At 73.4% G+C, this 13575-nt stretch carries 14 protein-coding genes and 1 pseudogene; 5 read left to right on the top strand and 10 right to left on the bottom strand.

All coding sequences use genetic code 11. The features are described 5' to 3' along the window. The first annotated feature begins 79 nt into the window (after nt 1–79). Nucleotides 80–613 (top strand): VOC family protein, encoded by a 534-nt coding sequence (locus tag AWQ70_RS32455; RefSeq protein ID WP_067184898.1) that lies wholly within the window; start codon nt 80–82, stop codon nt 611–613. A 212-nt stretch (nt 614–825) separates the two neighbouring features. Continuing rightward, nucleotides 826–1239 carry a nuclear transport factor 2 family protein gene (locus AWQ70_RS32460; RefSeq protein ID WP_067184901.1) on the top strand — a complete coding sequence of 138 codons (414 nt, stop codon included), beginning with the start codon at nt 826–828 and terminating at the stop codon, nt 1237–1239. A 165-nt stretch (nt 1240–1404) separates the two neighbouring features. Here the strand turns inward: AWQ70_RS32460 and AWQ70_RS32465 are convergent, their stop codons facing one another. Then, entirely contained in the window at nt 1405–2250 is an 846-nt protein-coding gene (locus AWQ70_RS32465; protein WP_067184904.1) for a glycosyltransferase family 2 protein, read from the bottom strand. A 6-nt stretch (nt 2251–2256) separates the two neighbouring features. Beyond that, a complete protein-coding gene (locus tag AWQ70_RS32470) occupies nt 2257–3336 on the bottom strand; it encodes a sigma-70 family RNA polymerase sigma factor (RefSeq protein ID WP_067184907.1) in 1080 nt (359 codons plus the stop codon). A 270-nt stretch (nt 3337–3606) separates the two neighbouring features. Here AWQ70_RS32470 and AWQ70_RS32475 point away from each other — a divergent pair, with 270 nt between their 5' ends. Both AWQ70_RS32475 and AWQ70_RS32480 read left to right on the top strand, forming a co-directional pair. Continuing rightward, entirely contained in the window at nt 3607–3855 is a 249-nt protein-coding gene (locus tag AWQ70_RS32475; protein ID WP_067184909.1) for a hypothetical protein, read from the top strand. 100 nt (nt 3856–3955) lie between these two features. Next, complete coding sequence (locus AWQ70_RS32480; RefSeq protein ID WP_067184912.1) at nt 3956–4420, top strand: hypothetical protein; 465 nt, start codon at nt 3956–3958, stop codon at nt 4418–4420. A gap of 72 nt (nt 4421–4492) precedes the next feature. Here AWQ70_RS32480 and AWQ70_RS41690 read toward each other — a convergent pair whose 3' ends face one another. The 8 genes from AWQ70_RS41690 to AWQ70_RS32525 all read right to left on the bottom strand — a co-directional run bounded on the left by AWQ70_RS41690 (nt 4493) and on the right by AWQ70_RS32525 (nt 12888). Then, complete coding sequence (locus AWQ70_RS41690) at nt 4493–6289, bottom strand: isocitrate lyase/phosphoenolpyruvate mutase family protein (RefSeq protein WP_067184915.1); 1797 nt, start codon at nt 6287–6289, stop codon at nt 4493–4495. 169 nt (nt 6290–6458) lie between these two features. Further along, complete coding sequence (locus tag AWQ70_RS32490) at nt 6459–7688, bottom strand: Dyp-type peroxidase (RefSeq protein WP_067184918.1); 1230 nt, start codon at nt 7686–7688, stop codon at nt 6459–6461. A 5-nt stretch (nt 7689–7693) separates the two neighbouring features. Continuing rightward, nucleotides 7694–8296, bottom strand: a complete 603-nt coding sequence (locus tag AWQ70_RS32495; RefSeq protein ID WP_067184922.1) for a copper chaperone PCu(A)C — start codon at nt 8294–8296, stop codon at nt 7694–7696. 544 nt (nt 8297–8840) lie between these two features. Beyond that, a complete protein-coding gene (locus AWQ70_RS32505) occupies nt 8841–9428 on the bottom strand; it encodes a hypothetical protein (RefSeq protein ID WP_067184928.1) in 588 nt (195 codons plus the stop codon). A gap of 133 nt (nt 9429–9561) precedes the next feature. Further along, entirely contained in the window at nt 9562–10854 is a 1293-nt protein-coding gene (locus tag AWQ70_RS32510; RefSeq protein ID WP_067184931.1) for an ArsB/NhaD family transporter, read from the bottom strand. Then, a complete protein-coding gene (locus AWQ70_RS32515) occupies nt 10851–11294 on the bottom strand; it encodes a CBS domain-containing protein (RefSeq protein WP_067184934.1) in 444 nt (147 codons plus the stop codon). The genes AWQ70_RS32510 and AWQ70_RS32515 overlap by 4 nt, the downstream gene beginning before the upstream one ends. 129 nt (nt 11295–11423) lie before the next feature. Next, the gene (locus tag AWQ70_RS32520; RefSeq protein ID WP_245647250.1) at nt 11424–12470 is read right to left on the bottom strand and encodes a PP2C family protein-serine/threonine phosphatase; all 1047 of its coding nucleotides are present in this window, start codon (nt 12468–12470) and stop codon (nt 11424–11426) included. A gap of 229 nt (nt 12471–12699) precedes the next feature. Continuing rightward, a complete protein-coding gene (locus AWQ70_RS32525; protein ID WP_067184939.1) occupies nt 12700–12888 on the bottom strand; it encodes a hypothetical protein in 189 nt (62 codons plus the stop codon). Between the two features lie 414 nt (nt 12889–13302). On the opposite strand from AWQ70_RS32525, the pseudogene AWQ70_RS40720 reads away from it, so the two are divergent. After that, a pseudogene (locus tag AWQ70_RS40720) lies at nt 13303–13575 on the top strand (hypothetical protein); the annotation flags it as partial.

The raw sequence follows: 13575 nt of genomic DNA on the forward strand, positions 1-13575 counted from the left end.
GCGGTTTCGCGCTGGGCGGACAACGGCCGCCGGCCGTCGCGGGCGGCTGCGGGTCCTCCGTGCGGGAACCATGCCGGACATGGAAGTGCTGAGCAGCAGGGTGCTGATCCGTCCCCGAGACCCCGAGGCGAGCCGCCGCTTCTACCGGGAGACGCTGGGGCTGGCCGTCTATCGCGAGTTCGGCCCGCCCCAGGCTCCGGGTGTGGTCTTCTTCCTCGGCCAGGGCCTCCTCGAGGTGTCCGGCCACGACGAAGGCCGCGTCGAGACCCATGCCGAGCCCCGTGCCGAGCCCCGAGCCGAGACCCGTGTGGGGAGCCACGACGAGAGCGGCGACGAGGGCCGCGGGGCCGGTCATGGCGAGAGGCGTGCGGAAGGGCACGGCGGAGGCGGCAACGGGTCGGGCGGGCTCCGGCCCGGCCCGCGGATCTGGCTCCAGGTGCGCGACGTGCACGCGGAGCACCGACGGCTCCGGGACGCGGGCGTCCCCGTCCTCCGGCCGCCCCGGACGGAGCCCTGGGGGCTCGTCGAAATGTGGATCGAGGACCCGGACGGCCTGCCGATCGTGCTGGTGGAGGTCCCCGCCGACCATCCACTGCGCCGCGACACCCGCTGATCGACACCCGCTGATCGACACCTCTGACGGCACGGACGGCCGATGGGACGGACGCCCAGTCGGGGGAAGACCCCGCCCCCGGACCGGTCGGCCTGTCGTGCAGGGGCCACCACCAGACGTCACGCCCGGCACATGCCGAAAACAGTTGGCGGAGCCAATGAATCCGCGTATGCTGGCGCAACCAATGTTGGAATTGCCAACGAAAGGATGTCATGTCCACGGACACTCTGATCGCCGACCGTATCGAGATCGCCGACCTGTTCACCCGCTTCGCGCGCCTGCTCGACGAGGAGCGGTGGGAGGATGCGGACACCGTCTTCACCGACGATGTGGCCGTGCACTCGCCGCGCGGGGGCGAACTCCGCGGCATCGACAAGGTCGTCGGCTTCATGCGACAGGCGGAGGTCGAGGGACAGCACACCCAGCACACGACCACCGACCTCCTGGTGGACGTCGACGGCGACCAGGCGGCCACCTCGGCGAACTCGATCGTGTACTACTACCGCGACGGCCAGGCACCCCACTTCACCGGCGGCCTGCGACAGTACTCCACCGCAGTACGGACGCCGGCGGGCTGGCGCCTCCGCGAGGTGCGGATCACGCCCGCCTGGACCCGCGAGAACTGATCTCTTTCCGGGAAGTCGTGGACGCCACGGGCGTGTGGCACGCAGCACCCGCAAGCGTGTCCTCCGCGTAGCGTCGGATGGCGCCTGGGGGGCGTGATCGGTCGACCATGCCCCCACAGCGGATGTCCCCAGATCAGGTGGCGGCTCCCTTGCCGAAAGGCCCGGTCAGGGGTCGAGCAGACTGCGCGCGGCCTCGACGGGCGGCGGGAGGAGGCGGCGGCGGGCCAGCGCCGCCGGCAGCCGTCGAACGGCGTCCCGCACCCCCCGGCGTCCGGCCGGCCCTCCCCGGAGGGCCGCCAGCGCGCCCGCGGCCACCACCGGCCAGGGCCGCCGGAGCACCGCGGTGAGCAGCGCGTTCCGCACGGCGAGGGCCTGCCGCCCGCGTGGATCCCTGGACGGGGACGGGTGATGGTGGGCGACGACCTCCTCGACGTAGGCCAGCCCCCATCCCCCGGCGGCCAGGTCCACCGCCAGGCGCTCCTCCTCCCCGAAGAAGAACACGACGTCGTCGAAGCCGCCCGCCGCGAGATACGCGTCGCGGCGGACGACCGCCCCGCAGGCCAGGAACCCGAGGACGCTCGGTCCGGGAAGGTCCGGTTCCGTGCCGAGACGCGAGACGGCCATCTCCTCGCAGATCGGGTCGGGCCGCCCGTCCTCCCCCACCAGCACCCGCCCGGCCAGTACGGCGAGGCGGGGGCAGGCGTCCAGCACCTCGGCCGCCCGGTCGAGCGCGCCGGAAGCCCACCACGAGTCGTCGTCGGCGAAGGCGACGTAGGGCGTACGCGCCCGCAGCACGCCGACGTTCCTCGCCGGGGCGCCCATGTTCCGCCCCAGCTCGATCACCTCCACCTGCGGGAAGTGCTCCCGTACGAACTCCGGGGAGCCGTCGGTCGAACCGTTGTCCACGAGGATCACGTGCGCCTCGTGGCGGGGCAGCGACCGGGCGAGATCGTCGCGGCGGTCGCGCGTGGCGACCACCACGGTGACGCGCCGCGAGGGCGGCCCCGGCATCCGCGCTCAGCCCGTCCAGGCCAGCAGCGGCTCGATGTGCTCCGGCTGGCGGAGCGACCGCAGGGCCTGCCGTTCGAGCTGGCGGATCCGCTCCCGGGTGAGGCCCAGCCGGTCGCCGATCTCCTGGTAGGTGTGCGTCCTTCCGTCCCCGAGGCCGTACCGGAGCGTGACGATGTACGCCTCACGGTCCGGCAGCATGTCGACGAGGGAGCGGAGCTGCTCGGCGAGCACCCGGCATTCCAGCACCTCGGAGACGGGGACGACCTCCGCGTCCGCGATCAGGTCGCCGATCCTGGTCTCGCCGTCCTCGCCGACCACCATGTCGAGGCTCACCGTGTCGTGGGCGAGGCGGCGCAGCTCGGCGAGCGCCTCGACGGTCTGCCCGGCGGCCGCGGCGACCTCCTCCTCGGTGGGCTCGTGGCCCAGGTGGCCCTCGAGGTGGCGCTCGGCCCTGGTCACCTTGGAGAGCTGTTCCAGGATGTGCACCGGCAGCCGCACCGTGCGGCTCTTGTCGGCCAGCCCGCGCTCGATGGACTGGCGGATCCACCACATCGCGTACGTCGAGAACTTGAAGCCCTTGGCGTAGTCGAACTTCTCCACCGCCCTGATCAGGCCGAGGTTGCCCTCCTGGATGACGTCCAGCAGGGGCCACCCGCGATGGCCGTACTTCTTGGCGGCCGCGACGACCAGCCGGAGGTTGGCGCGGAGCATGTGGTCCTTGGCGGCGTCGCCGTCCCTGACGATCTCTCTCAGCTCCTGCAGCCGGTCCCCGGGCCCGCCCCGCTCGGGCGCCCGCTGGGCGGGGACCCGGGCGGCGTCCGCCGGTTCGGCGCCGTGGGTCGCCTCCGCCCGGGCGCCTTCCGCGCGATCTCCGCCGCCGTCGCGCCCGGTGTCGCCACCGGCGTCCGACTCCTCGATCAGATGCTCGGCGTACAGCCCCGCCTCGATGCGTTTCGCGAGGTCCACCTCCTCCTGGGCGGTGAGCAACGGCGTCTTGCCGATCTGGCTCAGGTACTGGCCGAGCAGGTCCTGCTCGTCGAAGGGCTCGTGTGGCTCCGCGCGGCCGGTGCCGGCATGTCCGCGCATCCTGGTCACCTCTTCGTTTCCCAGGCGGCATCCCAGGCGGCTCTCCCGGGGTTCCTCCTCCGTCCCCGCCTACCCACGGCCCTTCGGGGCATTCCACCCCGGCGAGTTTCCCGCGGCCTCCTCGGGTAGCGGACACGTCTCGGCGCGGGGAAGCGCGGGTCGGCGCGGACCGCCGGAACGGCCGGTGAGCCCGGGGCGGCGGGCGGCCCCGCCCAGGCGGGAGCCGTACGACCGGGACCGGGCGGCGCGCGGCGGACAGGGAGGATCGTGATGGCCTTCATCGATCGAGAGTGCGTGCGGCGGCTGCTCGAGGCGCCGGATCCCGACGCGGCCCTGGTGTTCGTCCGCGGCGACTGCGTCGTCCTTCCGGGGGCGGAGATCGACGACGCCCACCGGGGCCTGGTCATCGCCCGGCGCAGGGACCTGAGCACGCACATCCACGGGGACACGATCACCGATCAGCAGCTCGACCTGCTGGCGGAGCGCCTCGACAACGTCGTCCACGATCTCGGGGCTTAAGGCGCCCGCGGCCGGACACCGGTCTGCAGTGCGCGGTCAAGGGAGTTGAAAGCGGTCCGTTCCAGACTGTGGGCAACCGCAGCGCGAAAGGACCCCTCCCATGATGATCACCCGTGCTCTCGCCGGTCTGGCCCTGACCACCGCCTTCCTCGCCGCCGCGCCGCTCGCCGCCCAGGCCGCGCCGGCCGCCCCGTGGGGTCCGTACAGCGCCCCCGGCGGCAAGGCCAAGGCGGTCGGCACCCTGCAGGCGGACGGCGAGGACCACGCCGACATCCCCACGGCCGACGTCGTCCGGATCTCCGGCAAGGTGTACGACCAGACCCGGTCGTCCTCGACCTGCGGCTGGGCCGTCTTCCGCATCACCTACCGTGACGCCGACGGGGGCCTGCCCTTCACCCACCGCAGCTTCCGCGACTGCTCGTACGGCACGCCGCTGCCGTTCTCGTTCACGCGGCGGGACGTCTACCAGGTCGAGCTCAAGGTCTGCGCGGAGGGCAGGGCGTCGAAGCCGTCCCTCACCTGCCTCTACGCGGGGACCTGGAAGACGATCTACCTGTCGAAGTGACCGCCCCGCTCGCGGGTGTCCGGGAACGCGCCACGCCCGGTCGGCTCCCCCGGGGCCGACCGGGATGCCCTGTCACCCGTTCAGGAGCGCCTCGATGTCCGCGTATCCGGGCAGGTCGGCGGCCACCGGCCCGCCCTTCGCGACGGCCAGCGCGGTGGTCAGGGTCGCGCCCAGCGCCGCCCGGTACAGCAGGGAGCCGCAACTGATCCGGCGCACGCCCAGTTCCGCGAGCCGGGCCACGGTGTGCCGGCCCGGTACGAACAGGACGTTGAGCGGCAGGCCGACCCCGTCCACGAGTGCGCGGATGTGCTCCTCCTCCGCCACCGCGGGCACGAAGATCCCGTCGGCTCCCGCCTCCGCGTACGCCCTCGCTCTGGCCAGGGCCTCGTCCAGCATCCCCGACGCGGACGCGGGATCGCCCGCCCCGGGGATGTCCCCGGCCGAGGTGACGCCGAGCCAGAACGTGTCCGTCCGGGCGTTGACGAACATGTCCGGCACCCGTTCCTTGATCGCCGCCACCCGTTCCTGTACGGCGGTCACGGGGGCGAGCCGGCCGCCGGGCCGCCCGTCCTCCAGGTTCACCCCCACGACGCCGAGCGCGGCCAGTTCCGCGACCAGGTCCCCCACCTGCCGCGGGGTCCCCCCGAACCCGCCCTCGATGTCGACGGTGAGCAGGCACGGCAGCCCCGCCAGCCGCCGGGCCAGCTCGATCGTCTCCTCCCTGGTCTCCCCTTCGGCGTCCGGCTTCCCGGCCACTCCCGCCACACCGAGGCTCGTCGTCCCCAGCGCCGCGAACCCGGCCCGGGCCAGCACCGCCGCCGACCCGTAGTCCCACGCGTTCGGCAGCACCAGGGGATGCGGCTCGTGGTGCATCGCCCGGAACGCCTCGCAGGCCGGGTTCCGCCCCGTTCCGGCCGTACGGCCGGCACCCGGGGCGCTGCGGGCCTGCGCGAGGGCTTCGAGGACTCCGGCCGCCAGGGACAGGGCGATCCGGTCGCCGGGGCAGGGCCGGACGCCGTGACCGAAGGTGAGGTGAGGGGGACGCTCCCCCTCGACGCCTCCGGGGCGTTCCCCGTCGACGTCTCCGTTCGCGGCGACCAGGTCGAGCACCACTCCCGCGCCCGCCTCGATCACCACGCCGCCGAGCGTCACCCGTTCCGCGGCCACGCGGCGCATGACCTTGATCGGCGGGTCGAGGCGCAGGGTCTCCGCCAGCAGGTCGTCGATCCCGTCCGGATCGAGAGGGCCGGTCAGCCGCGAAGCGGCGTTGCGGATCAGGCCGGCGGTGGAGTCGCATCCCTGGACCAGCACCATGACGGTCGTGGCCAGGGCCCGGGGGCCGGGGTTCCCCAGCAGGTGGGCGAGCCGCTCCAGGGCCTCGTCCGCCGGGGCGTCCGGTCCGGTCCCGGGGAAGTACGCGTCGGCGATCACGCCGACGAGATCGGCGACGACCTCGTCCCCGCCCTCCGGTTCCGCCCCGTCCGCGGAGCCCACAGAGCCCATAGAGCCCGCCGGGGCGTTCGAGTCGGCGCGCAGCGCCGCCGCCAGCACCGCGACCGGGACCCTTCTGGAGATCGCGTCGAGGTCGGAGCCGTCCCGCAGCGCCGCCCGGGCCCGCCGCCGGGCCGCCGCGCGAAGCCGTACGGGATCCAGCGGCGCGAGCGCCTCGACGGCGGCGCGGCGACGGTCGGCGTGGCGGCGGCCGTTGGTGAAACGGCTGACCGCGCCCCGCAGCCATGTCATGCCCGTCTCGCCGGAAGGCGCCTCCGCGACCGTGAACCGGTCGTCGGCGAGCACGGCGCACACGTCCGCGTACCGGCTGACTACCCACTGACCGCCCTCGAACCGGGGCGGGATGTCTGATGCCATGCCCTCGACGCTAGGCCCGGGACGTTTCGGCGCCCCCCGAAACGTCCCGTCGTCAGGCGGACGGACCGCGCGGCGGTGCCGGCGGCCCGCCCGGGGCACGGTCACGGCCGGGGCACGGTCACGGCCGGGGCACGGTCACGGCCGGCGGCCGTACAGCCGTCGTCAGCCGTCAGCCGAGGAGCCCGTCGCCCACCCAGCCGTTCGGGGCGCAGCCCGGCGGGATCGCGAAGACCGCCGAGCCGATCGGTACCGTCCACGCGTTCAGGAGGTCGGCCTCCGCCAGTTTCCGCTGGACGGGGACGAACTGCCGTGAGATGTCGGCCTGGTACGACGCGAACAGCAGCCCGGTGGAGGACTTCCCGTCGGAGGTGACGCCCTCGTCGTAGTTGTACGGCCTCCGGAAGATCCTCAGCCCCGGGTCCTGGACGTGGGCCCGCCTGATGTGGGCGTACTCCGAGATGACCGGGAACCCGGCGGCGCCGAGCTTCTCGAAGTCCGGGTCGTCGTGCTCGGCCCGGCCGGTGAGGGGCGCGCCGTTGTCGAGACGGCGTCCCACGCTGAACTCCCTGGCCACCCGGTCGGCGGCGTCCCACGTCTCCAGGTCCATGTGGATGCGGCGCAGCACCAGGGTGGTGCCGCCGCGCAGCCACTCCGGGCCGTCGATGATCCAGACCGCGCGGTCGAAGTCCGCCGTCCCTGGCGCGGGGTTGACGGTCCCGTCGAGCTGGCCCATGAGGTTGCGCTGGGTCGTTCCCGGGGCCTGGATCTGCGCGCTCCTGCGGAATCCGCGCTGGGTCCAGCGCACCTTCGCGAACGCCCGCGCGTCCTTCACGATCATGCGGAGGGCGTGGGAGAGGGTGACGCCGTCGTCGGCGCAGATCTGCACCAGCAGGTCGCCGCCGCTCCACTGCTTCTCCAGCCGGTCGATCCCGAAGGCGGGCAGCGGAGCGACCGTCTCCGGGCGGAGGCTCTCGACCCCGGCCGCCGTGAACAGTCCGGGCCCGAACCCGAACGTGACGGTCAGCCGGGACGGGTCGAGCGCGAGCTCCGGTTCGACGTCGGCCAGGGCGGGCCGTCCCTGCGTGAGGCGGCGGGCGTCGTCGGTGAGCAGCCGCATGAGGCGGCCGATCGCCTCCCTGCCGACGTCCGCGCGCAGGTCCAGGCCGAGGAAGACCGCGTACGTCTGCGGCATCGTCGCGATCCCGCTCTGGTGCTCGCCGAAGAAGGGCTCCACCGCCGCGGCGGCGGACGCGGGGGCGACGGCCGGTACGGCGGACGCGGCCGATCGGGAGGAGGGGGTTGCGGAGGTGCCGGTAGGGGCGCACGCGGCGAGGGCGCCGACCGCGGTGGCGGCGCCTCCCGCGAGCAGTCCCCGCCGGCTCAGTCGGGGTTCACTCATGACGATCAGTTGTGTTCCTGGCCCGCGCCGCCGTCAGCGTGATCGCCGTCGGCGCCGCCGCCGTGCGAGCCTCCGTGGTCCGTGCCGGGCTGGTAGTTCTCCTTGCCTCCGGCGAACTCCTTGCCGATCGCGGTGAACTCCAGCGTCCCGCCGTCCTTGAAGGTGAGGGTGAAGGGGATCTCGTCACCGGGCTTCACGGCCTTGGTGACGCCCATCAGCATGATGTGGTCGCCGCCCGGCTCGAGCTGGTGCGTGCCGTGGGCCGGGATCACGAAACCCTCCTTCTTGGGCCGCATGACCGTCTTGCCCCCCGACTCCACGACCTCGTGCAGTTCGACGTCGGACGAGAGCGGGGAGGACGCGGACACGACCGTCACCTCGGCGTCGCCGTTGTTGACCAGGGTGCCGAAGGCCGCGGTCATGCCCGACTCGGTGCCCTTCACCCACGGGTCCGTCAGGGAGATCGCGGCGTGGCCGGAGGGCGCGGGGGTGCCCTGGGCGGCGGGCTGGACCGCGGCCCGATTCTCGGGCTGCGCGGCGGGCTGCGAGCCGCAGGCGGCGACCATGGTGATGAGGATGGCCGCGGGTGCGATGCGACGAAGGAACATTGCCGTTGCCTTTCTTCGTACGGCGTGCCGGGTCGTCGGCCGTGCCGTACCGGATGATGTCGGTTGTCAAAGGGCGATCCGCCGCCTGAGGGCTGGATCGCGGCTGGAGATCGGGCGGATCCGCCGCGTGAGCACGACCGCCGCGTGAGCACGAGCCGCCATGGCGTGGCCGGCGCGGCGCTCCCCGGGCAGGTCACCGCCGACCGGTGGCGCGTGAGCGGCCGGACGAGCCGGAGGCGAACGCGACCCGGGACGGCGTGAGCCGGCCGTGCCGGTCAGGCGGATCGGTCTGGGAGCCCCGGCCGTCGGGTTCGAGCGCCCATGTCACGACCCATGTCACGACCCGCGTCACGACGCGGTGGAGCGGATCCGCCTCGGAGCGCCTGGCACGCCGAAGAGACGTCCTCGTCCCGCCGCCGTCGCCCTCCACGAACGGGGGCACGCGGGGATCGCGGGCGTCACGACGAGAACCGGCGTCCGGCGAACGGGACGCGGCGGGTCAGCGCGCGGCGGGTCAGCGCGCGGCGGGTCAGCGCGCGGCGGGTCAGCGCGCGGCGACGGCGAGCACGGGCGGCCCGCGCCTGCTCACCGCGTGCCGCAGGGCCCGGGTACGGAGGATCTCCGGTTCGGTGGACCGGCAGGCGTGGAACGGCTCGGAGGCCGGAAGAAGAAGGATGTCCAGCAGGAGGCAGAGCCGGGCGGCGAGCCGCCGCAGCATCGACCACAACATGGCCTCGCCTCGGGTGAGCCACAGCGCGGTCAGGCCGATCGCCCACCCGTGGGTGACCACCATGCCGAGCCCCGGCACCAGCCCCGAGTGGAGGTGGCCGCCCCCTTCGACGTACGGCGTGGCGTCAGCGAGCACGCCGTCGAGGGCGGGCGTCCCGTACCGCAGGCTGAACAGCAGGTGGAGGGCCACCTGAAGGCCGCCGAGAAGCGGAAGGATCACGGCCATGCCGCGCTCCCGACCGGTCCAGGGAAGCGCGACGGCGAACGCGAGCACGAGACCGGCGGCGACCCTCGGCCCCGAGAGCGAACCGCCGCCGAACAGGTGCGCCAGCACGCCCAGTCCACCGCACACCGCGGCGAAGGCCGCGGTGCGCGCGAGTCGGAACGGCGTGATGGCACCCATATAGCCGTTATCGTCCCACGGGGACCGGGCGGTCCCTCATCCGCTCCCGGCGTTCGCCGTAGGGCATCTCCGCCGTGGTCGCGCCGCCTCCGGCGGGGGCCGGGACGTCGGTCACCGGCCCCGCGGACGGCCGTCACGCCAGGTAGCGGAACCACAGGTACGGCGTGGAGATCGCGACGGTGACGAGCGTGACGATCAACCCGTACTTGGTGAACTGCCAGAAGCTGATCGGCGTGCGGTTGCGCGCCGCGATGCCGAGGACGACGACGTTGGCGGCGGCGCCGACGGCGGTGGCGTTGCCGCCGAGGTCCGCGCCGAGCGCCAGGGCCCACCACAACGCCCGCGCCGGGCCGTCGCCGCCGTTGGCCTGCACCAGGTCGGCCACGATGGGGCTCATCGTCGCCACGTACGGGATGTTGTCCACGATGGCCGACAGCGCCGCCGAGGCCCAGAGCAGCAGCATGGTCGCGAACCCGAGGCGGCCCTCGGTGGCCCCGACCGCCGCTTCGGAGATCTTGCCGATGACGCCGGTCTCGACGAGCGCGCCGACCATGACGAACAGCCCGGCGAAGAACACCAGGGTGGGCCACTCGACCTCGCGGATCGCCTCCTCGGTGGTGACCCGGGTGGCGGCGACCAGCACCCCGGCGCCCAGGAGCGCCACGACGGAAGGCTCGTAGTGCAGCACCGGATGCAGCACGAACGCGGCCATCACCACCGCGAGCACCGCGAGGCTCTGCCACAGCAGCCGGCGGTCGGCGATCGCCTCCCGCTCGTTCAAGGCCATGATCTCCGCCGCCCGGTCGGGGTCGTAGCGGAACGCGCCCCGGAACATGATCCGGCACAGACCGATGAACGCGACCATCAGGACGACGATGAGCGGGGCCAGGTGGACGAGGAAGTCGTTGAAGGTGAGCCCGCCGCGGCTGGCGATGATGATGTTGGGCGGGTCTCCGACGAGCGTGGACGCGCCGCCGATGTTGGACGCCATCGCCTCGGCGATCAGGAACGGCGCGACGTTCAGCGCGAGCCGTTCGCAGACGAGGAACGTGACCGGGGCGATCAGCAGCACGGTCGTGACGTTGTCCAGCAGCGCGGAGGCGCAGGCGGTGATCACGACCAGCAGCACCATGAGCCGGAACGGGCGGCCCCGCGCCCGCTTCGCCGCCCAGATCGCCAGGTATTCGAAGACGCCCGTCTGCTTCAGCACCCCGACGATGATCATCATGCCGAGCAGCAGGAAGATGACGTTCCAGTCGATCCCCGTGTGCTCGGAGAAGAACGCCGCCGGAGCCGCGGTGGCGTGGATGAGCAGCATGATCCCCGCGCCGCCCAGCGCCGCCGCCACGCGGTGGATCCGTTCCGTCGCTATCAGTGCGTACGTGCAGACGAAGGCCGCCACCGACAGCCAGGCGGTCACCGTCATGGGGCGAGGACCCGGTCGAGGAGGACCTGCAGCGTGACCGCCCCGCACAGGCGTCCCTCGGCGACGACGGCGACCAGCGGGCTGCGCGTACGCGCCATGAGGGCGGCCATCTCCAGCACCGTGGCGTCGGGATCGGTCACCGGCAGCTCGCGCGGCTCCTCCGGCAGGCACTCCCGGACGGTGAGACCGGCGAGCGAACGGAGAAAGGCGTCGGCGTGCGCCTCGTCCACGACGCGGGCGAGCGCCGGGTCGTCCTGGCAGTAGCGGGGCACCGCCAGCCGCAGCACCTGGGTGCCGGGCAGCACCGTGCGTGGGAGGCCGCGGTCGTCGACCACGATCAGACCGGGGAGATCCTGGTCGGCGAGTAACCGCGCGGCCTCGACCATGGGCGTGTCGAGGGTGACCGTCGGGAAGTCGACGGTGAGATCGTGAGCTCGCATCGGGGGCACTCCGGGGTCGGCGACGGCAGTGCCGACCAGACTTCCCGGCTCACCTGGCGGAAACCTATCAAGCCGCCCGGCGCCGGCGGAAGCGGGGTTTCCGAAGCGGGCGGCGGCCGGCCGGCCGGGTCAGGGCCTGCGGCAGCGGAGCAGCAGCATGGCCGCGTCGTCGTGCAGCGGGGCGTCCACGTGCGCGACCAGGTCGAGCCGCAGCGCCTCCAGCGCCGCCTCGGGATCGTCGTCCTTCAGCAGGTGGGCGCGCTCGCCGAGCGGGTAGAAGCCGCCCGCCCGGTCCCGGGCCTCGATCACGCCGTCGGTGTAGAGGAGGATCTGGTCGCCCGCGCCGAACGGGATCTCGATCGGGGCCGGCCCGTCCACGGCCAGTATGGCGAGGCCGAGCGGGGGCGCGCAGACGTCCGGCTCGGCGTAGGCGACCTCGCCGTCGGCCCGCACGATCAGCGGGGCCGGATGCCCGTAGTTGAGCAGGGTCATCGTCCCGTCCGGATGCGCCTCGGCGAGGATGGCGGTGACGAAGTCCTCACCCGTCAGCCGCCGGTTGAGCGCCTTCTCCACGCGGGCGCTCACGCCCTGCAGATCCGGCTCGTCGTGCGCGGCCTCCCGGAACGCGCCGAGGACGAGGGCCGCGGTCTCCACGGCCTCCAGTCCTTTGCCCTGGACGTCGCCGACGATGACGCGGACGCCGCTCGGACCGGTGACGATCTCGTACAGGTCACCGCCTATGCGGGCCTCCGCCGTCGCGGACGTGTAGGAGACCGCGGCGCGCAGATGGCCGGCCCGGCGGGGGACCGGGCGCAGCAGTACGCGCTGGGCGACCTCGGCGACGGACCGGACGTTGGCCAGCTCGCGCTCGCGCCGCTGCCGCCCGATCGTGGCGAGGATGCTGGCGGCGGTCACGCCGCAGATCGAGATGACGCTCAGGTCGCTCTCGGGGGCGCGCAGCAGGTCGTTGTAGGCGGCGAGGAGCAGTGAGAGCACCAGCGCGACCAGGCCGATCAGCACCGTACGGCGGACGCCGCCGACCAGGCTCGCGAACGCCGGGCCGATGGCCAGCAGCGACAGGAACACGTACTGGGACCCGGCGACGATGTCGGCGGTGGCGATGATGCCCATCATCAGGAAGGGCAGCGTCGCCATCAGGGGCTGCGCTCGGGTCACGCGGCCTCCGGCAGTGGGCGTCGGGCGGAGCGGACGGCTCCCCGCCTGGATCTCGACCGGCGATCTGGCCCATACGTCACTGTCTGCCTCCGAAATGTCGCCGGGCACGGTCGCCCGCCGGCCGAGCCTCCCCCGCGCGCCGCCGACACCATAACAAGGCGTGACACCCGAGAACAGGCGATACGTCCCCTGGACGCCCAGGTTGGCGGCCAGACAGCGGGAAGCGTTCTCACAGGCGCGCCGACGGCTCCGCCTTGATCTCCTGGCACTCGGCACCGCCGATGAGCCCCGCCGAGTGGAGTAGTCCGCCGCGCTCGCGCGACGGCCGGGGAACCTTCTGTGACCGTTCGTACCGGATTCGTGCGACGCCCGCTTCGAAAGCCCACGCGCGGCCCTGGCCGACCAGTACGTCCGTCATGCACCCAGGATAGATCGTCTGTCTGGTTGATCCCACCGCGCGCATGAGGTATGGACGCCGGCGGGCCGCGCTCGGCGCCGTCGATAGGGTGACCAGGTGGATCAGGGCACATACCGGGACTCGGGTCGAGACGATCACACCAGGGATCACGACACGGCTCGCGACACAGCTCGCGACACAGCTCGCGACAGGGATCACGACGCAGCTCGCGACCGCGGCGGCGACGCCGGTCGCCGGGCCGGTCACGGGGGGGACATCCGCCCGCGCCGGGGATCGGATCGGCCGCGCATCGGCCGCGACCGGGCCGGGCGCGCGGCAGGCGACCGGGACGACGGCGCGGCCGGGGATCACGACGCCGGGCGCGGTCCGGGGCATGGTGGCACGCGGGACGCCCTGCGCGCGCTGCTGACGGGAGTGGACGCGCGGCGCTACCGCCTGGCCCTGACCCTGCTGTGCGAGGGCGGGTGGTGGACGCGGGCCGATCTGGTCCGGGTCACCGCCACCTCCAGGCGCGGGATCGAGGCGCTGCTGCGCGAGGTCGCGGTCGAGCAGTCCGGCGAGCGGTTCCGGCTGACCCGCGCGGAGGCCCACGCCTGCCGGGACCTCCTCGGAGGCGACCCCCTCGCCACCCCGGCGCCGTCCGGCCCGACCGCCGCCGCGGCCGGCGCGGCGTCGCCGGGCGGGCTC

It is taken from the genome of Microtetraspora niveoalba (assembly GCF_001570405.1).
Lineage (GTDB): Bacteria > Actinomycetota > Actinomycetes > Streptosporangiales > Streptosporangiaceae > Microtetraspora > Microtetraspora niveoalba.